Origin of the sequence: Azospirillum tabaci (assembly GCF_014596085.1) — a bacterium.
Lineage (GTDB): Bacteria > Pseudomonadota > Alphaproteobacteria > Azospirillales > Azospirillaceae > Azospirillum > Azospirillum tabaci.
Genome location: NZ_JACCJY010000031.1, coordinates 53,556 through 75,784, shown reverse-complemented (window position 1 = coordinate 75,784; position 22,229 = coordinate 53,556). Strand labels below are relative to the sequence as shown.

At 69.9% G+C, this 22,229-nt stretch carries 22 protein-coding genes; 8 read left to right on the top strand and 14 right to left on the bottom strand.

Annotated features, from left to right (window positions below; genetic code table 11):
* Positions 1-116: 116 nt before the first annotated feature.
* The 14 genes from H0B54_RS23760 to H0B54_RS23700 all read right to left on the bottom strand — a co-directional run bounded on the left by H0B54_RS23760 (position 117) and on the right by H0B54_RS23700 (position 14,370).
* Complete coding sequence (locus tag H0B54_RS23760) at positions 117-1,328, bottom strand: YlbE family protein (protein ID WP_188262371.1); 1,212 nt, start codon at positions 1,326-1,328, stop codon at positions 117-119.
* 38 nt (positions 1,329-1,366) lie between these two features.
* Positions 1,367-1,852 carry a MarR family winged helix-turn-helix transcriptional regulator gene (locus tag H0B54_RS23755; RefSeq protein WP_094307009.1) on the bottom strand — a complete coding sequence of 162 codons (486 nt, stop codon included), beginning with the start codon at positions 1,850-1,852 and terminating at the stop codon, positions 1,367-1,369.
* A gap of 97 nt (positions 1,853-1,949) precedes the next feature.
* Positions 1,950-2,330, bottom strand: coding sequence for an oxalurate catabolism protein HpxZ (gene hpxZ / locus H0B54_RS23750; RefSeq protein ID WP_188262370.1), 381 nt, complete (start codon positions 2,328-2,330; stop codon positions 1,950-1,952).
* Positions 2,327-3,496 carry an amidase gene (locus tag H0B54_RS23745; RefSeq protein WP_188262369.1) on the bottom strand — a complete coding sequence of 390 codons (1,170 nt, stop codon included), beginning with the start codon at positions 3,494-3,496 and terminating at the stop codon, positions 2,327-2,329. Before H0B54_RS23745 ends, hpxZ begins: the two co-directional genes overlap by 4 nt.
* A 184-nt stretch (positions 3,497-3,680) precedes the next feature.
* Positions 3,681-4,316, bottom strand: coding sequence for an SRPBCC family protein (locus H0B54_RS29540; protein ID WP_211109518.1), 636 nt, complete (start codon positions 4,314-4,316; stop codon positions 3,681-3,683).
* A gap of 4 nt (positions 4,317-4,320) precedes the next feature.
* Complete coding sequence (locus H0B54_RS29535) at positions 4,321-4,809, bottom strand: (2Fe-2S)-binding protein (protein WP_211109517.1); 489 nt, start codon at positions 4,807-4,809, stop codon at positions 4,321-4,323.
* Positions 4,806-5,618, bottom strand: coding sequence for an FAD binding domain-containing protein (locus H0B54_RS23735; protein WP_188262368.1), 813 nt, complete (start codon positions 5,616-5,618; stop codon positions 4,806-4,808). The genes H0B54_RS29535 and H0B54_RS23735 overlap by 4 nt, the downstream gene beginning before the upstream one ends.
* Positions 5,615-7,972 carry a xanthine dehydrogenase family protein molybdopterin-binding subunit gene (locus H0B54_RS23730; RefSeq protein ID WP_188262367.1) on the bottom strand — a complete coding sequence of 786 codons (2,358 nt, stop codon included), beginning with the start codon at positions 7,970-7,972 and terminating at the stop codon, positions 5,615-5,617. The genes H0B54_RS23735 and H0B54_RS23730 overlap by 4 nt, the downstream gene beginning before the upstream one ends.
* A gap of 21 nt (positions 7,973-7,993) precedes the next feature.
* On the bottom strand, positions 7,994-8,698 hold the full coding sequence (locus tag H0B54_RS23725) for an ABC transporter ATP-binding protein (protein WP_188262366.1): 705 nt from the start codon (positions 8,696-8,698) through the stop codon (positions 7,994-7,996).
* Complete coding sequence (locus H0B54_RS23720; protein ID WP_188262365.1) at positions 8,685-9,488, bottom strand: ABC transporter ATP-binding protein; 804 nt, start codon at positions 9,486-9,488, stop codon at positions 8,685-8,687. Before H0B54_RS23720 ends, H0B54_RS23725 begins: the two co-directional genes overlap by 14 nt.
* Positions 9,485-10,522, bottom strand: coding sequence for a branched-chain amino acid ABC transporter permease (locus H0B54_RS23715; RefSeq protein ID WP_188262364.1), 1,038 nt, complete (start codon positions 10,520-10,522; stop codon positions 9,485-9,487). The genes H0B54_RS23720 and H0B54_RS23715 overlap by 4 nt, the downstream gene beginning before the upstream one ends.
* A complete protein-coding gene (locus H0B54_RS23710; RefSeq protein ID WP_094306999.1) occupies positions 10,519-11,391 on the bottom strand; it encodes a branched-chain amino acid ABC transporter permease in 873 nt (290 codons plus the stop codon). Before H0B54_RS23710 ends, H0B54_RS23715 begins: the two co-directional genes overlap by 4 nt.
* Positions 11,392-11,539: 148 nt before the next feature.
* On the bottom strand, positions 11,540-12,694 hold the full coding sequence (locus H0B54_RS23705) for an ABC transporter substrate-binding protein (RefSeq protein WP_188262363.1): 1,155 nt from the start codon (positions 12,692-12,694) through the stop codon (positions 11,540-11,542).
* A gap of 86 nt (positions 12,695-12,780) precedes the next feature.
* Positions 12,781-14,370, bottom strand: coding sequence for a gamma-glutamyltransferase family protein (locus H0B54_RS23700; protein ID WP_188262362.1), 1,590 nt, complete (start codon positions 14,368-14,370; stop codon positions 12,781-12,783).
* Between the two features lie 706 nt (positions 14,371-15,076).
* Between H0B54_RS23700 and H0B54_RS23695 the strand changes: the two genes are divergently transcribed.
* The 8 genes from H0B54_RS23695 (at position 15,077) to H0B54_RS23660 (ending at position 22,164) form a co-directional block, all read left to right on the top strand.
* Positions 15,077-16,348, top strand: coding sequence for an amidohydrolase/deacetylase family metallohydrolase (locus H0B54_RS23695; RefSeq protein WP_188262361.1), 1,272 nt, complete (start codon positions 15,077-15,079; stop codon positions 16,346-16,348).
* Between the two features lie 159 nt (positions 16,349-16,507).
* Complete coding sequence (locus tag H0B54_RS23690) at positions 16,508-16,786, top strand: hypothetical protein (protein WP_137107455.1); 279 nt, start codon at positions 16,508-16,510, stop codon at positions 16,784-16,786.
* A gap of 108 nt (positions 16,787-16,894) precedes the next feature.
* Positions 16,895-17,284 (top strand): hypothetical protein, encoded by a 390-nt coding sequence (locus H0B54_RS23685; RefSeq protein WP_188262360.1) that lies wholly within the window; start codon positions 16,895-16,897, stop codon positions 17,282-17,284.
* A 253-nt stretch (positions 17,285-17,537) separates the two neighbouring features.
* Positions 17,538-18,674 (top strand): ABC transporter substrate-binding protein, encoded by a 1,137-nt coding sequence (locus tag H0B54_RS23680; protein ID WP_137143100.1) that lies wholly within the window; start codon positions 17,538-17,540, stop codon positions 18,672-18,674.
* Between the two features lie 98 nt (positions 18,675-18,772).
* Positions 18,773-19,645, top strand: coding sequence for a branched-chain amino acid ABC transporter permease (locus H0B54_RS23675; RefSeq protein WP_014200179.1), 873 nt, complete (start codon positions 18,773-18,775; stop codon positions 19,643-19,645).
* Position 19,646: 1 nt separating this feature from the next.
* Positions 19,647-20,618: a branched-chain amino acid ABC transporter permease gene (locus tag H0B54_RS23670; RefSeq protein ID WP_188262359.1), complete on the top strand. Its 972-nt coding sequence runs from the start codon at positions 19,647-19,649 to the stop codon at positions 20,616-20,618.
* On the top strand, positions 20,615-21,403 hold the full coding sequence (locus H0B54_RS23665; RefSeq protein ID WP_188262358.1) for an ABC transporter ATP-binding protein: 789 nt from the start codon (positions 20,615-20,617) through the stop codon (positions 21,401-21,403). The genes H0B54_RS23670 and H0B54_RS23665 overlap by 4 nt, the downstream gene beginning before the upstream one ends.
* Entirely contained in the window at positions 21,400-22,164 is a 765-nt protein-coding gene (locus H0B54_RS23660) for an ABC transporter ATP-binding protein (protein ID WP_188262357.1), read from the top strand. The genes H0B54_RS23665 and H0B54_RS23660 overlap by 4 nt, the downstream gene beginning before the upstream one ends.
* Positions 22,165-22,229 lie beyond the last annotated feature (65 nt).

Sequence of the window (22,229 nt, the reverse complement as noted above, 5' to 3'; positions counted from 1 at the left end):
AGGAGGCGCCGATCTTCCAGGTCGCCGACTACGGCCTCGTCGCCGACCTCTTCAAGGCGGTGCCGGAGCTGCAGCAGGCGCTGTGACGCCATAGGCATCGCCGGCCCTCCCGGACGTCAGGCGCGACGGTCGGGAGCCTCCGGGAAACCGGCGCGGCTCCGCGCATCCACCGCGGCCACCGCCTCGGCGTGGCAGGAGGGCGGATGCCAGGCGAGGCCGCGCCCGACGATCCCGTCCTCCCCCGCCGCGTGCAGGGCGGCCAGACAGACCGGGGGCACCGGGCCGCCCAGCAACACGGCGCGGGCGTCCAGCCCGACGCGCCGCCCGTGGACGGGATGGTCGGCGCAGAGCAGCCGGTCCGCCGCCGCGACGGCCGCTTCGGCGGCGCCCCCCAGCTCCGCCCGCAGCAGCGGGGCGGCGTCGAGCGCCAGCGCCCCGAAGCCCAGCGCGTCGATGACGGCGCTGTCCCCGATCGCCGGCAGGCGCGGGCGGGGAGCACCGCCGGGAGCCCCGATGTCCGGCCCCTGCGGCGCGGCCACCGGCGCGCTCGCCCAGCCCTCGCCCATCATGCCCGACAGGCGCAGCCCGAAGCGCACCCCGTTGCCGCCGGCCGCCGTCACCAGCGCCGCCCCCGGCACGCCGTCGGCGGCCAGCATCATCACCTTGCAGGCGGCCATCCAGGGGTTGAGGAAGAACTGCCCGGCCTCCTTCAGGAAGGCGCAAACCTCGCCGGTCCCGCCCAGCCGCGACACCAGCGTCTCGGTCAGCAGCGCCGAGGCCACGCCGACGCGCCCGTGCAGCTCGTCCCCCTGTTCCATCGCCTCGCATGCGATGCCACCCAGCTCCACCGGCCCGATCCCGGCCAGCGCCGGGCCGACCGCGCCGTGCAGCAGCCGCAGCCGCTCGACCACCGCCCCGCTGACGATGCCGAAGCGCAGAGCGGGACCACCGCCCTCGTTGAGCGGGCTGTAGGCACGGGCGCCCGAGCCGCCGGCATCCTCCACCACATGCAGCCACATCGACCGCGACACGACGGCGGCGAGCGGGGTGACCACGCCGAAATCCTGCGCCGGGCGCAGGGTCACGGCGCCGCTGCGCACCAGGGCACGGGCCTCCTCGACGCCGTCGGCCATGCCTTCGAACAGCAGCGCGGCGGCGGCGGCGTTGAAGATCGGCGGGCAGATCTCCGCCGGATCGGCGAAGGGCGGTCCGGCGTGCAGCAGCGTGTGGCGGTCCAGCCCGATCCGCTCCCCGGCGGTTCCGGTCTCCGTCCACACCGGATCGGCGGCCAGCATCCGCTCCACAGCCCGCGTGGTGGCGTCGTTCATCGCGTGTATCCCCAACTCTCTCGGTGTTTTCGGTGCCGTTACGGCAAATGCAGCGGGGCGCGGCCGTAGCCGTTGCTGGCATCGACCAGATGCAGCAGGTAGCGCAGGAAGACCGCCCGATCCTCCTTCGGCAGCGGCGCGATGGTGCGGTCGTGGGCGCGCTGGGCCTTCTTGTCCATGCGGCGCAGCAGCTTCCGGCCCTCCGCGGTGATGGCGGCCAGTTTCATGCGCTTGTCCACCGGGCTGGCCCGGCGCTGGATCAGCCCGCGCTCGGCCAGCCGCGCCAGCACCCCCGCCGTGGTCGTGCGGTCGATGCCGATCTGGGCGCCCAGCGTCACCTGATCCAGGTCGGGCCGTTCCGCCAGGGCGGTCAGCACGCTGTACTGGACGGGGGTGATGTTGAACTCCGCGCACTCCTCCATGAACATGGCGACGTGGATCTGGTGCAGGCGGCGGATGAGGAATCCGGGACGCTCCGCCAGAACGCGGTACGCCTCTTCGATCAAGGGGTCGTCTAATGTCATCGCGGGCGGTCCGTCGGAGCGGGTTTTCGAGGTTGGTGCATCAGAGAGGATGGCGGCGGGCCGGAAAATCGGCAACCGGGCTGGAATGCCGTGGCGTCTAGCCCATCAGCGACACATGCGCCGCAACGATCCGCCAGCCCTCGGGCATGCGGACCCACGTATGGCTCTGCCGTCCGACACGCTCCGTGGAAGGACGCGTGAATTCGGTGTTGGCGGTCGCCATGTCGCGGCCATAGGTGGTGATGACGGTGTTGCGCAACACCCGGTCCAGCCCCGCCGCCGGGCGGCCCTGGCGGAAGGCGGCGATGGCGTCGTAGCCGTACAGGTTCTCGCCCACGCCGTAGCGCAGGGTCGCCGGGTGTTTCCAGAACAGCTCGTCCAGAACCGCCACGTCGTTGCCGGTCAGCGCGCGCTCGTAGCGCTCGAAGGCGGCGGTGACCTCGGCCACCACTTCGGGGATGTTGATCTCAAGCGTCATGGGAACAGGTCCTCGGCGATGGTCAGAAGCGTCGAATCGCTGCCGCGCGGGCCGACCAGCGATAGACCAAGCGGGCAGCCGTCCAACCGCGCCGCGGGGATGGAAATTTGCGGCAGACCGGCCAGACCGGCGGGGCAGAGGATCGCCAGCGCCCGAGCGCGCTCCGCGTCCACCGCCGCCCCCGACGAACCGCGCAGCGGCGCGATGCCCGGCGCGCTGGGCAGGACGATGAGCCCGTCCATTCCCAACAGGTCGTCCATCCGCCGCCGGATGCCGGCCCGCGTCTGCGCCGCCGCGCGGGCCAAGGCGGGGTCGAGCGTGGCCGCCGCGGCGAAGCGGTCGCGCACCCCCGGCCCGAAGGTCGGTTTCGTCGCCGCGATCCAGGCGCCGTGCGCCTCCCAGGCTTCGGCGGCCTGAAGCGTCTGGAAGACCGGACGCCATTGGTCCAGCCCCTCCGGGGCCAGCGTCACGGTCTCCGCACCCCCGAACCGCTCGCACAGCCGGTCCAAGGCCGGGGCGAGAGCGGTGCGCACCGCCTCTCCGGCGATGGCGAAGGCGTCCTCGGCGACCAGCAGGCGGCGGAAGGCCAGATCGGGCGCCGGGGGCAGCAGCACCGCCCCGACGCGGCGGAGCAGCGCCGCCTCCCGCGCGAACCAGCCCACGGTGTCGAAGCTCGGCGCCAGCGGCACGGAGCCGTCCAGCGGAACAGCCCCGTGGGTGGGCCGGATGCCATAGAGGCCGCAGTAGCTCGCCGGCAGGCGGACCGACCCGCCGGTGTCCGTCCCGATGGCGAAGTCCACCGCCCCGCCCGCCACCGCGGCGGCCGACCCGCTGGAGGAGCCGCCGGGGATGCGGCCCGGCGCCTGCGGGTTTTCCGGGGTGCCGTAATGGGCGTTCTCGCCGGCCAGGCTCCAGGCCAGCTCGTCGGTCAGGGTCTTGCCGGCAATGCGTGCCCCGGCGTCGAGCAGCCGCTGCACGGCGGGCGCGGTCTCCCGCGGAACCTCGTGGGTGCGCAGCCAATCCGGGTTGCCGGCCCCGGTGGGAAGACCGGCGATGTGGAACAGGTCCTTCACCGCGAAGCGCAGCCCGGCCAGCGGACCGCTTGCGGCTCCGGCGACCTCGGTCCGGCCGTAGGGGACGAAGGCGTTCAGAGGGTCGTTGGGCATGATGGGATGGTCAATCTCACGTTCGGAAACGGCACTGCAATCCCCTCTCCCGCCCCGGGAGAGGGTGCCCGCAAAGCGGGCGGGTGAGGGTAAAGCCGAGAATCAAGGCGCGGTGTCTTGCCGGCACCCTCACCCTCCCACCGCGTCGCGGTGGGCCCCTCCCTCTCCCGGGGCGGGAGAGGGATTATCGGGAACGGCCGTGGTTGTCTTGCAGAGAGCGACCGCCGAAGAGGCCACGCAGCCAATCCTTCAACATGCTCCACAGCAGATTGCCAGCGTTCAATTCCGTGGCGGGCTCGGGAGCGGGCTCCGGGGCCGGAGCAGCCACCACGTCCGAGGACGCCGCCGCCTCCTCTTCCGCCGCCGGGGCGGTCGCGGCGAGCTTGGCTTCCAGGTTGCGGGCGAACTCGGCAGTCAGGCGGTTGGCGATCTCCTGCACGATGGCGCCGCGGCTGAACTGGGCCAGCACGCCGGTCAGGGTGAAATCGACGGTCAGGTCGATGCGCGTCCCCGCACCCTCTTCCAAAACCGAAAAGGTCACGTCGGCCTTGGCGCGGGAGTTGTTCTTGGGGTCCGTGCCCTGGCCGTGGATGACGCCGGTGTGGGTCGCCGCGTCCATCGTCAGCGTGCCCTCACCGGCGAAGGCGGCGGCGATGGGGCCGAGCTTCACGCGCATCTGCCCGAAGATCCGGTCGCCCTCGCGCGGCTTGGTCAGCGAGGCGCCGGGCATGCAGGAAATCACCTGCTCCACGTCGCCGAGCAGCGGCCAGACACGGGCGCGCGGGAAGTTGACGGCAAGGGTCTGGGTCATGGTCGGCATGGGCTTACCCCGCGTTCGTGTTGCGCGCGTCGATGACGCGGCGGATGGCGTTGACGATCCCGACATAGCCGGTGCAGCGACACAGGTTGCCGCTCATCGCCGTGCGGATCGCCGGGTTGTCGGCGTCCGGGCGGCGCAGCACCACGTCGCGCGCCGCCACCAGCATCCCCGGCGTGCAGAAGCCGCACTGCAGCCCGTGCTCGGCGGAGAAGGCCTCGCGCAGCTCCGCGGCGACGGGGTCGTCGTCCAACCCCTCCACCGTGGTGACGGACCGCCCGTCGCAGGCCACCGCGAAAGTGATGCAGGAGCGCGCCGGCTCCCCATCGATCAGAATGGTGCAGGCGCCGCACACGCCGTGCTCGCAGCCCAGATGGGTGCCGGTCAGCAGCTCCCGCTCGCGCAGGAAGTCGCCGAGATGCTGGCGCGGCGGCACGCTGGCCTCGACGCGCGTGCCGTTGATGGTCAGGGAAATGGTTTTGGCGTGGGTGCTCATGACATCACCTGCGCGATGGCGCGCTTCAGCGCGACGGTGTGGGTCCGAAGGGCGATGGGGTCGTCCGCGGCGGGGCTGCCGGCGAGATGCGCGGCCATCGCCGCCTCGGTGCAGCCGTCCGCGAACAGGGCCGGGCCGTCGATCACCACCGGCTTGCCGGAGGTCGCCCCAGCGACGCAGCGCTGGACGCCGCGGGCCGGGTCGATCAGCACCGCGCCGGTGGCGTGGGAGAATTCGCCGGTCTTGCGGCAGACCTTGTAGTAGCCCCAGCGCGCCCGGTCGGAGAGGGCGGGCACATGGATTTCGGCGACGATCTCACCCGGCTGCAACGCCGTCTCGAACACGCCCAGGATGAAATCGGTCATCGGCACGCTGCGCCGCCCGCCTGTGCCGGCGATCACCACGTCGGCGCCGAGCGCGGTCAGCACGTTCACCCAGTCCGCCGCCGGGTCGGCGTGGGCGAGGCTGCCGCCGATGGTGCCGCGGTTGCGCACCGCGCGGTAGGCGATCACCGCCGCCACGCTGGGAAGCACGCCACGCGTCACGTCCGGGTAGTCGCCGTCCTCCAGCCGCGCGTGGGTGACGCAGGCCCCGATGACCAGCCGGTCACCCTCCTGGCGGATCGTCCGAAGCTCGGCGATGCGGGTGATGTCCACCAGCAGCTCCGGCTGGGCCAGCCGCAGGTTCAGCATGGGGCCGAGCGACTGGGAACCGGCGACGGGCCGCACCATCACGTCCTCGCGCGCCAGAAGCTCCAGCGCCGCGTCGAGCGTGGCTGGCTGCGCGTAGTCGAAATCGACCGCCTTCATGCCGCACCCCGCGTTTCGGCGATGGCGCAAAGGATGACCTCCGGCGTCATCGGCGCGTTCGTCACGGTGACTCCCAGCGGCTTCAGCGCGTCGTTGATGGCGTTGCAGATCGCGGCCGGCGGGGCGATGGCGCCGCCCTCGCCGATGCCCTTCACGCCGAACTCGGTGTAGGGCGAGGGGGTCAGCATGTGGATGATCCTCACGTGCGGGACCTCGGTGAAACCGGGGATCAGGTAATCCGCAAAGGTGGAGGCGAGCGGCTGGCCTTCCGCGTCGTAGGGCATCCGCTCGTAGAGCGCGGTGCCGACGCCTTGGGCGACGCCGCCGTAGATCTGGCCGTCGACGACCATTGGGTTGACCATGGTCCCGGCATCCTCGACCACCACGTAGTCGAGGATTTCGACCTGCCCGATCTCCGGGTCCACGGCCACCGCCACGGCGTGGGTGGCGTAGGAGAAGGTGCCGTGGTCGCTGCCCGGCTTGTAGCCGGCGGTGACCTCCAGCCCGCCGCGGTCCACGTCGGCGGGAAGGAGCTGCGGCGCGCGGTACCAGGTGTGGGCGATCTCGCGGATGGTCACCGCGGCGGCCCCGGCCTTCACCGACCCTTCCTCCAGAACCACCGCTTCCGGACCGGCCTGCATCAGATGCGCGCCGATCCTGCGCAGCCGCTCGGCCAGCGTGCGGCAGGCCGTGGCGACGGCGCCGCCGGCCATGACCATGCTGCGCGACCCCCAGGTGCCCGTCGAATAGGGCGTCAGGCCGGTGTCGCCGTGCACCAGCTTGATCTTCTCCAGCGGGATGCCCAGCACCTCGTGGGCGACCTGGGCGAAGGTGGTCTCCATGCTCTGGCCGTGCGACTGCACGCCGACGCGCAGCTCCAGCCCGCCGTCCGGGGTGATGCGGGCCTGCGCCTGCTCGTGCCCCGGCACCATGGGGATGCCCCAGCCGTGATAGACGGCGGTGCCGTGGGCCGACTGCTCGCAATAGGTGGCGAAGCCGACGCCGATCAGACGGCCGTCCGCTTCCCCCGCCTTCTGGCGGGCGCGCCAGCCGTCCAGTTCGATGGCGGCGACGGCGCGGCGGACGGATTCGGGATAGTCTCCGCTGTCGAAATGCTTCTTCGTCACGTTGTCGAAGGGCATCTTCTCCGGCGGGACGAGGTTTTCCAGCCGCACCTGCCACGGCTCCCGCCCCACGGCGTCGGCCACGGCGTCGATCATCTGCTCCATGGCGAAGCACACGCCGGTGCGCGCCACGCCGCGGTAGGGAACGATCGGCGGCTTGTTGGTGCAGACGGAGAAGGTGCGGCAGCGGTAATGCGCGAAGTCGTAGGGGCCGGGCAGGATGCTGCCGACCTGTGCGGCCTCCAGGCAGGCTGAGAAGGGATAGACGGAGTAGGCCCCGGCATCGACCCAGGCGTCGGCCTCGATCCCCAGCAGCCGCCCGCGCGCGTCGGCGTAGGCGGTGATCTCGTAATGGTGCTCACGGGCGTTGGCCGCGGCGACCAGATGCTCCCGCCGGTCCTCTGTCCAGCGGACAGGACGGTCGAGGCGCATGGCGATCCAGGCGGCCACGATCTCCTCCGGCTGGAGCAGGCCCTTCCAGCCGAAGCCGCCGCCGACGTCGGGCGCCACCACGCGGATCAGGCCCTGGTCGAGGTCCAGGCATTCCGACAGGCCGGCGCGCACGATGTGCGGCATCTGGGTCGAGGTGGTCAGGACGAGCTGCTCGACGTGGCGGTCCCAGTGGGCGACCACGCCCTTGCCCTCCAGCGGCACCATGCACTGGCGCGCCGTGCGGATGGTCCGCGACACCTTCACCGGGGCGGTGGCCGCGATCTCCGCGATGGTCCCGCCGACGTTGGTCTCCAGGAAGACGTTGTCCGGCCAGTGGTCGTGCACCTTCGGCGCGCCCGGCGTCACCGCCTCCAGCATGTCGGAATTCACCGGCAGCTCGGCGTAATCGACGAAGACGGAGGCGGCGATGTCCTCGGCCTCGGCGCGGGTGGCGGCGACGCAGACGGCCACCGGCTCGCCGACGAAGCGCACCTTGCCATCAGCCAGCGCCGGCTGCTCCGACACCTTGAAGCCGGGCAGGCCCGACACGGCGCGGATCGGCTTGACGCCGCCCGCAGCCAGATCCGCCCAGGTGAAGACGGTGCCGCGGTGCTCCTCCGGGATCTCGATGCCGGTGATGGTGGCGTGGGCGACCGGGCTGCGCACGAAGGCCAGCTCCTTCATGCCGACCAGGGCGATGTCACCGACGAAGCGGCCCCGCCCGCGCAGCAGCCGGTCGTCCTCCTTGCGGCGGACCCTGGCGCCGACACCGGAACCGGCGGTGCTAACCTCTCCCATTCCCTGACCCTCTCTTTTTTCTTAACCGCCCAGATAGGCGCGCTGGATGTGGTCGTTGGCGAGCATGGCCTGCCCGGTGCCCTGCTCCATCACCTGCCCGCTCTCAAGCAGGTAGGCGCGGTCGCACATGTCGAGCGCGGCGTAGGCGTTCTGCTCGACCATCAGCACGGTGGTCCCTTCCCGGCGGATGTCCGACACGATCTCGAAGGTGCGCTCCACGAGGTTGGGGGCGAGGCCCAGCGACGGCTCGTCGAACAGCACGATCTTCGGGCGCGACATCAGCGCCCGCGCGATGGCCAGCATTTGCTGCTCGCCGCCCGACATGGTGCCGGCGGGCTGGTTCAGCCGCTCCTTCAGGCGGGGGAAGCGGTCGAACAGCCGCTCCATGTCCTGGGACACCGCCTGATGGTCGCGGCGCAGATAGGCGCCCATCTCCAGATTCTCGCGCACGGTCAGGTGGGGAAAGACGCGCCGCCCCTCCGGACAGTGCGCCACGCCGAGAGCCAGCACCGTGCGGGGCGCGGCGTTGCCGATCTCCCGCCCTTCGAAGGTGATGCGGCCCGAGGCCAGCGGCAGCAGGCCGCTGATGGCGCGCAGCGTGGTGGTCTTGCCGGCCCCGTTGGCGCCGATCAGGGTGACCAGCTCACCTTCTTCCACCGTCAGCGAGACGTTGCGGAGCGCCGGAATCTGGCCGTAGCAGACGGTGATCCCCTCAACCTTTAGCATGCTTCACCCCCTGGCCCAGGTAAGCCTGGATCACGTCCGGGTTGGCGCGGATGACCTCCGGCGGGCCTTCGGCGATGATGCGCCCGTGGTTCAGCACCACCACGCGGTCGGAGATGGTCATGACCATGCGCATGTCATGCTCCACCAGCAGGATGGTCACGCCGCGATCGCGGATGCGCTGGACGACGCCCATGAAGGCCTCCGTCTCCGACGGGTTCAGCCCGGCGGCAGGTTCGTCCAGCAGCAGCAGCTTCGGGTCGGCGGCCAGCGCGATGGCGATGCCGAGCAACCGCTGCTCGCCGTAGGCGAGGTTGCCGGCCAGCTCGTCGGCGCGGTGCGACAGCCCGACGAAGGCCAGGATCTCCGCCACCGCCTCCCGCATCCGCTCCGTCTCCGCCCGCACGGAGGCGAGCCGCAGCAGCACCCCCCAGGTCTCCGCCCGGCCCTGCCGGTGCATCCCGGTCAGCACGTTGTCGAAGACGGTGCAGCCGGCGAAGATGCTGGTGCGCTGGAAGGTGCGCACGACGCCCAGGCCCGCGATGCGGTTGGAGGACAGGCGCGTCAGGTCGGTGCCGCGGAACAGCACCTTGCCGCCGGTCGGCTTCAGGAAGCCGGTGATGACGTTGAAGGCGGTCGTCTTGCCCGCCCCGTTGGGGCCGATCAGGCTGACGATCTCCCCCTCCGGCACGGCGAAGCTCATCGAGGCGATGGCGATCAGGCCGCTGAAGTGAACCGCGACTTCGCGCACTTCCAGAATCGGGGCGTCGGTGGTGTCGAGGGCGAGGCTCATGCCGAGGTCTCCTTGCGCAGGCCCAGCGCCGTGGCGGCGACGCGCTTGCGGCGGCCGGCGAACCAGTTCTTGACCGCCGGAACGATGCCCTGCGGCAGGAAGAAGACGACCACGATCATGGCGACGCCGTAGATGATCCACTGCACCTCGGGCCGCGCCACCTCGCGCAGCACCTCGGGCAGGACGCCGAAGGCGAGGCCGCCGACGATCGGTCCGGCCAGCGTGCCCTTGCCGCCCGTCACCACCATGATGACCATGGTCACCGTGTAGATGAACATGAAGACGTCCGGGTCGACGATGCGGATGTAGTGGGTGTAGAGCCCGCCCGCCGCCCCGGCCATGCCCGCCGCGATCACCGTGGCGACGACCAGATAGCGCGTCACGTCGATGCCGACCGAGCGCGCCAGCGACTCGTTCTCGCGCAGCGCCACCAGCGCCCGGCCCACCCGCGACTGCACCAGCCGCTGGATCACCAGGAAGCAGACCACCGCGACCGCCAGCACCAGAAGGTAGTTGTATTCCTTCCTGTAGAGCGGGATCACCCCGTCCCACGGCAGCCAGACCGACAGCGGCGGGATGTTGTTCAGCGCCATCGGCCCCTCGGTCAGGTCCACCCAATTCAGCGCGACCATGCGCATGACCTGGGCGAAGCTGATGGTGACGATGACGAAGTAGGCCCCGCGCACCCGGAAGGCGAGCTTGCCGATCAGGAAGCCGAACAGCGCCGCCACCAGGATGCCGCCGAGGAAGGCGACCCACACCGGCTGCGGCCCGAGCACGAAGGGTTCCGCCCCGCCGAGGTCGAGGTCGAAGCCCAGCGACAGCAGCGCGCTGGTGTAGGCGCCGATGCCGAAGAAGGCGATGTGGCCGAGGCTGAGCTGCCCGGTGTAGCCGAGCAGCAGGTTCAGGCTCATCGCCCCGATGATGAAGATGCCGGTCGAGGTCAGGACGTAGAGGATGTACTGGTCGCCCAGCCACAGCGGCCCGACCGCCATGACCAGGACGAACAGCCAGGGGAGGAGACGCGTCGTCATCCGATCCGCTCCTTCATGGCGAAGAGACCCTGGGGCCGCACGATCAGCACGGCGATGATCAGCAGGAAGCCCATGGCGTCGCGGTAGCCCGACGACAGGTAGCCGGCGCCGAACTCCTCGGCGAGCGCCAGGACGAAGCCGCCGATGGTGGCGCCGGGGATGTTGCCCAGCCCGCCCAGGATGACGATGGCGAAGGCCTTCAGCGCCACCAGATCGCCCATGGTCGGCGTGACCACGAAGATCGGGCCGAGCAGCGCTCCCGCCGTGGCGGCGAGGCCGGAGCCGAGCGCGAAGGTCAGCGTGTACATCAGCCCGCGGTTGACGCCCATCAGCGCCGCCGTGTCCGGGTCCTGGAAGGTGGCGCGCATGGCGACGCCCAGCTTGGTCCGGTTGATGAGCAGGTAGAAGCCGCCCAGCAGCAGCAGCGCCACGCCCAGGACGAACAGCCGGTTCATGCCCACCGACACCGACCCGATCACCACCGGCTCGGTCGGGAAGGGGCTGGGCACGGACTTCGCCACACCGCCCCAGACGAGCTGCTCGCCGGCCTGCATGGCGATGCCGGCGCCGATCATCACCAGCATGGTGGTGTCGATGTCCGCACCCTTCAGCGGGCGCAGCAGCGTGAATTCGATCAGCGCGCCCAGCGCCATGCCCAGCAATGCTGCCATCGCCAGGGACATGAAGAAGTTCAGCCCCATCATTCCGGCCAGCATGTAGGCCATGTAGGCGCCGAAGGTGTAAAGCTCGCCATGGGTGAAGTTGACCACGCGCATGATGCCGAAGATCAGCGTCAGGCCGATTCCCAGCAGCGCGTAGGTCCCCCCCAGGACCACGGCGTTCAAAAGGTGCTGCAGATGCGCTTCCACCGCGTGTCTCCTTACTTCCCCTCTCCCGTCCCGGGAGAGGGTGGCGCCGAAGGCGACGGGTGAGGGTCGCGCGAGGATCAAGGCGTTGATCCTTGCCGGTACCCTCACCCTTCCCACGCCTTCGGCGCGGGCGTTTGAAAGGAGGGCCTTACGGCATCGTCACCTTGCCGTCCTTCACCTGGACGACGTAGACGTTGGCCTCGTTCTGGCCGCTCTCCTTGCCTTCCGGGCCGTCCTTCTTGAAGGCGATGTCGCCGTTCACGCCGTCCAGCTTGACGGTCCACAGCGCGTCGCGGATGGCCTGCGGCTCGGCCTTGCCGGCTTTCTTGATGGCTTCCACGATGGTCATGATGCCGTCATAGCCGCGGTAGCCCTCGGTCAGGCCGGCGAAGTCGTAGCCCTTCTTGTTCCAGCCATCGACGAAGGTCTTGGCGACCGTCGGGTGAACGGCCTTCTCCGGGAACCAGGGGGCGAAGAACAGCGTGAAGTAGCCGCCGTCCGCCGCCGCCCCCGCCTGCGCGATGAGCTGGTCGGGGGAGGAGGAGCCGCCGTTGGTGATGATCCGGTGCGGCAGGCGCAGCTCGGCGGCCTGCTTCAGGATCAGGGTGATCTGCTCGACGCCGGTGGTGACGAACAGCGTGTCGCCGCCCGACTGCTTGATGCTGGAGAGCTGGGCCGACAGGTCGGTGGCCTCCGGCGCCATCGTCTCGGTGACGCCGATCTTGACGCCCTTGGCCTGGAGCATCTTGCGGAACTCGTCCGCCGAGCCGCGGCCGAAGTCGTTGTTCACCGCCAGGAAATCGGCTTTCTGGATGGCCGGCTGGAAATGGTCCAGCTTCTCCGCGAAGGACTTGGCCTCCATGGCGGAGGTCGGGGCGATGCGGAAGACCCACGGGTTGCCCGAGGTGGTGATCTTGGTCGAGGAGGAGGTCTCCACCACCATCGGCACGCCGTACTCCACCAGCTTCGGCATCACCGCCAGGGTGAAGGTCGAGCTCCAGGCGCCCATCAGCACCGGGACCTTGTCGCGCACGATCAGCTTCTCGGCGGAGGCGACGGCCTCCTTCGGGTTGCTCTTGTTGTCCTCGATGATCAGCTGGATCTTCTTGCCGAGAACGCCGCCGTTGGCGTTCACGACCTCCTCCGCCACCCGCGCGCCGTTGGCGACGTAGTTGCCCGACGCGGCGACCGCGCCGGTCAGCGGCTGGGTGACGCCGATCTTGATCGTCTCCTGCGCAAAGGCCACGCCCGGCGCCAGCAGCGCGGCGCTCAGCAGCAACGCCGTGGTCTTCATCGTCCGCATGTCGTCTAGCCCCCTCTTCTTGATTTGAACCGTCAGGTCGGCGGTCATTCGGCGGTAGTCACTCGGTGGCGGTCACCCAATGGTGCTCACCAGGCGGCGACCGCGCCGTCGCTGCGGGGATCGGTCGCCCCCTCCAGCGTCCCGTCGGCATGGCGGACGATGGCGCCCGCATGCCCCATGGTGCTCGTGAACGGGTCGAGCAGTTCGACCTCGTGCCCGGCGTCGCGCAGGGCGGCGACCAGGGCGGGGTCGAAGCGGCTTTCCAGCTTCAGCGTCACGCTGTCCTCGCCCCAGGTGCGGCCGAGCAGCCAGCGCGGCGCCGTGACGGCGGCCTGCAGGCCCTGCCCGAACATGGCGTAGCGGGAGAAGACGGCGGCCTGGGTCTGCGGCTGCCCTTCCCCGCCCATGGTGCCGTAGACCATGCTGCGCCCGTCGTCGAAGCGGGCCATCGCCGGGTTCAGCGTGTGGAAGGGCTTGCGCCCCGGCGCCAGCGCGTTCCAGCCATCCTCCGCCAGGCGGAAGGAGGCGCCGCGGTTCTGCCAGGTGATGCCGGTCTCCGGCAGGACCAGGCCGGAGCCGAATTCGAAATAGACGCTCTGGATCATGCTGACGGCGCGGCCCTGCCCGTCGATCACGCCCAGCCACACCGTGTCGCCGGGCTTGGCGACATGGGGCCAGGGCAGCGCGCGGGCGCGGTCGATGTTCGCCGCCAGCCCGTCCAGCACGGCGTTGTCGAGGAAGCTCTGCGCCTCCCGCCCCATGTAGGCCGGGTCGCCAACCTCGCGGTCGCGCACCAGGAAGGCCTGCTTGGTCGCCTCGATCAGCCCGTGGACGTGGTCGAAGCCCTCGCCCTCCGTCACGCCCAGCCGGTCGAACAGCGCGAGGATCATCAGCGAGGCCAGACCCTGCGTCGGCGGCGGGTGGTTGAACAGCCGCGCCCCGCGCACGCCGACCGACAGGGCCGGTCGGCGGTGCGCCGCGTGGGCTGCAAGATCCGTCGCATCCACCGGCGAGCCGGCGCGCTGCAGATCCGCCGCGATGACGGCGGCGAGCGGCCCGCGGTAGAAGCTGTCCAGCCCCTCCGCCGCCAGCCGGCGCAGCGTGGCGGCCAGCGCCGGCTGCTTCAGCGTGGAGCCTTCCAGCGGCACGGCGCCGCCCGGCAGGAAGGTGTCCTTGAAGCCGGGAACGTCCTTCAGCTCGTGCAGCTTCTGGCGGGTCAGCCCTTCCTGGCTGGCGGTGACCGGGATGCCCTGCTCGGCGTGGGCGATGGCTTCGTCCAGGATGTGGGCGAGCGGCAGCGGCTCGGCCCAGCCGGCGCTGACGGCCAACGCCTCGCGCCAGCCGTCGATGGTGCCGGCGACCGTGTTCGCCGCCAGCGGCCCGCGCCAGGGCACGGTGGCGTGGCCGTGGCGCCGGTAGAGGTCGAGCGAGACGGCCTTGCCCGCCCCGCCGCAGGCGTCGATGGCGACGGGGTCGCGCCCCGGCTCGGCGATCAGCCAGAAGCCGTCGCCGCCGATGCCGGTCATGTGCGGGTAGACGACGGCCAGCGCCGCGGCGACCGCGACCGCCGCCTCGACGGCGGTGCCGCCGTCGCGCAGGATCTGGAGACCGGCCTGGCTGGCGAGATGGTGCGGGGAGGTGACCATTCCCCGGCGGCTGCGCGGCGTGTTCAGCATGGGAACCTCACGGAAGAAGGCCGCGCATCACGAAGAAACCCTCTCATCTTTATGGATATCCGACTTTTTCCGTTGGTTTCCCATCCCTTTGCGAACGCCGTGCCAAACGGCAGAGCACTGCGCATTTCCGTCCGGTGGGAGAGCGGACGCGGCGGGGCGCCAGGACCGAGAATCGCCCTAATGTTGGGCAAACGGATTGAAGAAGGGACGGCGCAACCTCGGGAGGACGCAGGCTATCTTTTTGAAAAACAATCAATAATCGTGAATTTCGGGCGTTATGGCTCTCCGCTTGATTCCTGCGCAACGTTTGCCTGCCGCGCGGGCACTAATCAGTATGCTGATGATATGGCGGCACCGGCGGATGGCCGGTTCATGCCACGCCGCGGCGGTCGCAACCGGCCTTCGAAGCCCGTCAAAACCCACGGTTTCCGCCTAGGCTTCTTTGTTCGTGCACAAATCGGCGGCACGGTGGCGCGCCACGCCGCCGGTCCGGAAATCGTCAGTATACTGCGGAATATGGCCTGCCGGACGCCCGCCGGGGCATGCCGTGGTATGCCGTATTGTGCGTATTTTGACCACCGAGTGCCCAACGGACGGTCAATCGTCAGTATGCTGAAGTTTTGCGCACCCCAACGAATCATTCCGGCCCTGGCATGCGCCTTGCTGAAGAAGCGGCCAGATAAAAATCAGCGCAAGAAGGTGGGTTATGTCAGAGACGCACACGTTCGACCTCGTGCTCCGCGGCGGACGGATTCTCGATCCGGCCAACGGGGTGGATCTGGTCGGCGATCTGGCGGTCGCGAAGGGCCGCATCGCGGCGGTGGCGGAACGGCTGCCCGACGATGCCGCCGACACCATCCTTGATGTCTCCGGAAAGCTCGTGACGCCGGGCCTGATCGACACCCACGCGCACGTCTTCGAAAAGGTCACCGGGCGCTTCGGGCTGAACCCGGACATGGTGGGCGTGCGCTCCGGCGTGTCGACGCTGGTCGATCAGGGCGGGCCGAGCCTGATGACCCTGCCGGCCTTCCGCCGCTTCATCGCCGAGCCGGCGCGCTCGCGCACGCTGTGCTTCCTGTCGGCCTATCTGGTCGGCGGGCTGGAGGGCCACTATTACCCGCAGCTCTACCGCCCGGATTGCGTCGACGTGGACGCCACCATCCGCGTCGGGCGCGAGAACCGGGACATCGTGAAGGGCATCAAGGCCCATGCGGAGGTCGGCGGCGCCTCGCGCTGGGGGCTGGACGTCATCAAGCAGGCCAAGCGCATCGCGGACGGCATCGGCGTGCCGCTCTACGTCCATCTCGGCCAGCTCTGGCCGGAGGTGGAGGGCGGCGAGGCCGTCGATCCCGACATGCTGGTGGAGGAGCTGGTCCCGCTTCTGGATTCGCGCGACATCCTGGCCCATCCCTTCACCCGGCATCCCGGCGGCTTCATCTCCACCCGCACCGGCGAGGTGCACCCGGTCATCTACAAGGCGCTGGAGCGCGGCCTGACCGTGGACGTCGGCCACGGCTCGCATTTCAGCTTCGAGATGGCGCGGCGGACGCTGGCGGCGGGCATCCTGCCCTACACGCTGGGCGCCGACCTGCACGGCTACAACGTGAAGGCCCCGACGGCGGGCGCCGGCGGCGACCGCGAGGCCAACCCCTTCTACGGCGTCGCCCCCTTCAGCCTGACCCACGCGATGACCGAACTGCTGACGCTCGGCATGGCGCTGGGCGACGTGCTGAAGACGGTGACCAGCAACCCCGCCGCCATGCTGGGCATGGCCGACGAGATCGGCGCGCTGACTCCGGGCATGGCCGCCGACGTGGCGGTGCTGGAGGTCAAGGCCGGCCGCTGGCAGCTCAGCGACAACAGTGGCGAGCGCGTGACCGCGCCGGAGATGATCGTCCCAGTCTTCTCGCTGCGCGACGGCGTGGTGCAGGAGGTGGACAGCCCGCTGCTGCCCAAGCCGATTCCGGTGGCGGCGTAAGGCGGCGGACTCGCCCCCACCCTAACCCTCCCCCGCTCTCGCAGGGGAGGGGACTGCCGCCGCTTCGCAGAAATCTCCCTCCCCTGCGAAGCGGGGGAGGGCCGGGGTGGGGGCAGCGTCGGCACCCGAACACCCCACCATCCCACGAGGACTCCGCCCATGTCCGAAGCCGCGCTCGCCTTCTGGATGTTCGAGGTCCCGGCCCGCTGCCGCGACGCCGAGGGGCGGCGGCTGGGCAAGGCCCGCGCCCTGTTGCTGTCCCACCCGCGGCGCCAGCAGCGCATGATGCTGGAGCTGGCGCACGACACCCCGCTCACCACGGGAAGCCGCGTCGTCACGAGGCGCGCGGCCTTCGTGGTGGAGCGGTGCGAAGGCGAGTCCGGTTTCGGCTTCCGGCGCTACGCCGTGCGCTGCGTCGGGACTCGGCCGGCGCCCTGACAAAAGCAGGCGTGACAAAAGCTGGGCGCGGCTGATCCACATCAAGGCGCCGGGCGCTCCAATGGCGAATATTAATCGAGCGATTAATAACCCGCTTCGGAGACTCCCATGACCACCCCCGCCCCCGCGCCGCATGAGGGCCTGTGCGCGAAACTCCTGCGCGGCTGGCGCGGCGCGCGGTCCCTGAACGCGCTCCAGGCGCTGGCGCCGCACGACCGCGACCGCGTGCTGGCCGACGCCGGACTGACCGACCTGACCGCCCCGGCCGTGCTGCGCGCCGGCCATGTCGGCGCGCTGCTGCCCGCCGCGATGGCGCTGCACGGCGTCGACGGCGCCGCGGCGGAGCAGGACCGCCCCGACCTGATGAACGACCTGCAGCGCGTCTGCGCGCTCTGCCGCAGCGCCCGCACCTGCCGCCATCTGCTGGCCGAGGGCTGCACGCGGCCGGAGCACGCGCTGCTCTGCCCCAACGCCGACACGCTCGACGCGCTCCGCTGAGGGGCGCGCCGGACACTTCCGCAAAAAATCCCCAACCCTCTTCGTCGGAAAAGCGATTGACAGCGCCGCGACGCGACCGTTAGCATCCCTGCATAATTAATTGGCCGTATAATAAAACACGGGAACGGTTGCCGCATCGGACGGCACGCGTTCCCGCAACGGGCCGACGCGCCCACGCCGAGAGCGGCGGGGCGCCGACAGGGAATCGTCATTCGCCGTCATCGCGACATCACCGTCGAACGCGGAGGGAGAGATGAGAAACGTGGTACTGGGCGGCCTGCTGTTGACCGGCATCGCCGCGTCGGTTCCGGCGCAGGCGCAGGACACGGTCAGGATCGGGCTGGTCCAGCCGCTGACCGGATCGGTCGCCTACAACGGCAAGTCCGTGGTGGAAGGCGCCCGGCTCGCCGTCGAGGAAATGAACGCCGCGGGGGGCGTCCTCGGCAAGAAGATCGAACTGATCGTCGAGGACGGCCAGTGCACCCCGGCCAACTCGGTCAACGCCGTCGAGAAGCTGGTGCAGAAGGACAAGGTTGTCACGCTGGTCGGCGCCTTCTGCAGCTCCGCCACCGCGGCGATCATGCCGGTGGCCCAGAAATACAAGCTGCCGCTGATCACCGGCGTGTCGTCGAAGGCCAGCCTGACGGAGCAGGGCAACCCCTACTTCTTCCGCGCCGCCGAGACGGACGCGCTGATGGCGGAAGCCTTCGCCAAGATCCTCGCCAACGACCTGAAGCTGACCAAGGTCGCCTACATCGGCGTCAACGACGACTGGGGCCGCGGCGGGGTCGAGGAATTCTCCCGCGACCTGACGGCGCTGGGCGTCAAGACGGTGCTGACCGAGTATTTCGACCACGGCGCCACCGACTTCTTCACGCTGCTGACCAAGCTGCGCGCCGCCAAGCCGGACGGCGTGTTCGTCGCCGCGGAGACGCAGGACGGTTCCATCCTGGTCAAGCAGATCCGCGAGATGGGGCTGGACACCAAGGTGTTCGGCGTCGGCTCCTGGGCCACCGCCGACTTCATCAACCTGACCGGCGAGGCCGCGGAGGGCATCCACGCCGCCGTCCCCTACGCCTCCAGCATGGACACCCCGCGCAACCAGGCCTTCGTCCAGAAATATCAGGCGAAGTACGGCATCAAGCCCGGCAAGTACGGCGCCGCCGGCTACAACGCGCTGAACATCGCCGGACAGGCCATCGCGCGGGCCGGCGGCACCGACGCCGAGGCCATCCGGGCGTCGCTCGCCAAGACCAGCTACGAGGCGCCGAACGGCGTCTACAAGTTCACCGACAAGGGCCAGGCCTACGGCTTCGACGCGGTGCTGGTGCGGATCGAGAAGGGCGAGCCGAAGGTGATCGCCTCCACCCCGGTGGACGCGCCGCACTGACCGGCGGACGCGCCGCGGGGCTGCCGTGACGGCACCGTTCCCGCGGCGCGCACCGATCCAACGCACCGTTTGTGCGGGCCTGCTTTTGCGAGAACGTCATGGATCTCTTTCCGCAGTTCCTGGCCAACGGGCTGGTGATGGGCGTGTTCTACGCGCTCTCCGCCCTCGGCCTGACGCTGATCTTCGGCCTGATGCGCGTGGTCAACTTCGCCCATGGCGAATTCTACATGCTGGGTGGGGTCAGCGGCTGGTTCGTCACCAATTACCTGGGCCTCGACTTCTTCAGCGGCCTGATCGTGGTCGCCGCCTTCATGGCCGCCGTCGGCTGGCTGGTCGACCGTTTCCTGATCGAGCGGGTGCGCGGCCAGGGTGAGGAGCCGGGCATCCTGCTGACCATCGGCCTGTCGATCTTCCTGGTCAACGGCACGCTTCTGCTGGTCGGCCCGGCGCCCATGAAGGTGGCCGGTGCTGTGGCCGAGGGGCCGCTGTTCTTCGGCCCGATCGCGGTGACCAAGCTGCGCCTGCTCGCCGTGGCGGTCGGCATCGCGCTGATCGTCGGCGCCCATCTGCTGATCCGCCGGACCCGGCTGGGGGCGGCGATGCGCGCCACCTTCCAGGACCCGATGGCGGCCAGCCTCGCCGGCATCCGCACCGGCCACGTCTACGCCGCCACCTTCGCACTGGGCTGCACGCTGGCCGCGCTGTCGGGGATGCTGCTGGCCTCCATCTACTCGGCCCAGGCGTCGGTCGGCGGGCTCATCAGCCTGAAGAGCTTCGTCGTGGTGATCCTCGGCGGCATGGGCAGCTTCGCCGGGGCCATCGCCGGGGGCCTGCTGCTGGGCGTCGCCGAGGCGATGTGGGGCGGCTACGTCTCCATGGGCATGGTGGACGTCATCGGCTTCGTCCTGGTCATCCTGATCCTGCTGTTCCGGCCCCAGGGCCTGTTCTCGATCCGCACGGAAAGGGCCTGACATGACCCTGGAACGCAACATCCTGCTGGCCCTTCTGGCGGGGGCGGCGCTTCTGCCCTTCGCGGTGTCGGACCAGTACATCCTGCACCTCGCCATCATGGCGCTGTTCTACGCGGTGCTGGCGAGCAGCCTCAATCTGGTGGTCGGCTATGTCGGCGAATTCTCGCTGGGCCACACCGCCTTCCTCGGCACCGGCGCCTACACGGCGGCGCTGCTGTCCACCCAGGCCGGGATGCCGATGTGGGTGACGATCCCGCTGGCCGGGCTGGTCTCCGCCGTCTTCGGCTTCGCCATCGGGGCGATCACGCTGCGGCTGCAGGGCCCTTACTTCGTGATCGTCACCCTGTCCTTCGCCGAGGTGCTGCGCATCATCGCCAACAACTGGATCGCGGTGACCAACGGCCCGATGGGACTGGCGGGCGTCGGCCAAAATCTGTTCGGGGACGTGGCCGTCACCGACAAGGCCGGCTTCTTCCTGATCGTGCTGGGCATCGCCGCGGTGGCGCTCTACCTCTCCTACCGCTTCGTCTATTCGAACGCCGGCCGGGCTGCGGTGGCGGTGCGCGAGAACCGCTACGTCGCGCAGTCCATCGGCGTCGATCCCTTCGGCACGGCCATGCAGGCCTTCGTGCTGGGCGCCTTCCTGGCCGGCTTGGCCGGGGGCTTCTACGCCCACTACATCTCCTTCGTCGGGCCGGAGGTGTTCCGCTTCGCCTTCATGGCGACGATGATCATCATGGTTCTGCTGGGCGGCAAGGGCACGCTGATCGGCCCGCTGGCCGGCGCGGTGATCGTGACCGTGCTGGAGGAGTATCTGCGCGAGATGCAGGAACTCCGCCTCACCCTGTTCGGGCTGATCGTCATGGCCATCGTCCTGTTCCTGCCCAACGGCCTGATGGGCTTCATCGCCCAGCGCCGCGAGCAGCAGGCCGCCAAGCCGACCCTCAACGCCGCGAAGGAGCGCACCGTATGACGGCGACAACCGACCGGCAGCCGCTTCTGCGCGCCGACGAACTGACCATGACCTTCGGCGGCATCACGGCGGTGAAGGACTTCAGCTTCCACATCGAGCCCGGCGAGATCGTCGGCCTGATCGGCCCCAACGGCGCCGGCAAGACGACCTGCTTCAACATGCTGACCGGCTTCTACGCGCCGAGCAACGGGCGGGTCCGCTTCAAGGGGCAGGACATCACCAACCGCAAGCCCCACGCCATCGCCCGGCTCGGCCTCGTCCGCAGCTTCCAGAAGACCAACGTCATGAAGCGGCTGACGGTCTTCGAAAATGTGCTGACCGGCCATTACATGGCGAGCCGCCAATCCCTCCTCGCCACCTTCTTCCCCGGCGAGGCGGTCCGCCGCGCCGAGCGCGAGGCGCGGGAGAGCGCCGCGGCCATCGTCGAGACGATGGGTCTGGCCCAGCGTATGAACGCCCCGGCGCATCTGCTGTCCTGCGGCGAGCTGCGCCTGCTGGAGGTCGCGGTGGCGCTGGCCGCCAAGCCCAGCCTGCTGATGCTCGACGAGCCCGCCGCCGGGCTGAACAGCCACGAGGCCGGGACCTTCGGCGCGGTGCTGAAGACGCTGGTCGGGCGCAGCATCGACGCGCTGCTGATCGTGGAGCACAACATGGATCTGGTCATGTCGGTGTCCGACCGGATCGTCGTCCTCAATTTCGGCCGCAAGCTGGCCGAGGGCCGGCCCGCCGAGATCCTGGAGAACCGGCAGGTCGCCGAAGCCTATCTCGGAAAGGCCGCCGCATGACGCTGCTCTCCGAATCCCCCTCGCCCTCCGCCATCGCCGAGGCCGCCAACGCGCCGGTCCTCGCCGTCGACGGGCTGCACGTCTCCTACGGTTCCACGGCGGCGCTGCACGGCGTGTCGCTGGACGTGCGGGCCGGCGAGACGGTGGCCCTGATCGGCGCCAACGGCGCCGGCAAGAGCACCATCCTGCGGGCGATTTCCGGCCTGCTGAAGGCGCGCTCCGGCACCATCGTCTGGAACGGCAAGTCCATCGCGAACCTGCCCGCCGACCGCATCGTCGCCGCCGGCATCGCCCACTGCCCGGAGGAACGGCACGTCTGGCCGAACATGACGGTGCAGGAGAACATCGCGCTCGGCGCCTATCTCTGCCGCTCGCGCGAGGAGGTGCAGCGGCGCATCGGCATGGCCTTCCACCGCTTCCCCCGGCTGCGCGAGCGGTCGCGCCAGATGGCCGGGACGCTCAGCGGCGGCGAACAGCAGATGCTCGCCATCGCCCGCGCGCTGATGTCGGAGCCGCGGCTGCTGATGCTGGACGAGCCCAGCCTCGGCCTCAGCCCGAAGATGGCCGACGAGGTGTTCGACGTGGTGCGCTCCGTCAACGCCCACGGCGTCACCGTTCTGCTGGTCGAGCAGAACATCCACAACGCGCTGGGCGTCGCCAACCGCGCCTATGTGGTCAAGACCGGTCGCATCACCGCCAGCCGCCCCTCGGCGGAGCTGCGCGGCGATCCCGACCTGCTGCGCGCCTATCTGGGCGGCTGAAGGCCACAGCGACGGCGCAAGGCCGTGTCATGAATAATTAAACGAACGACCGAACAATTCTCGGT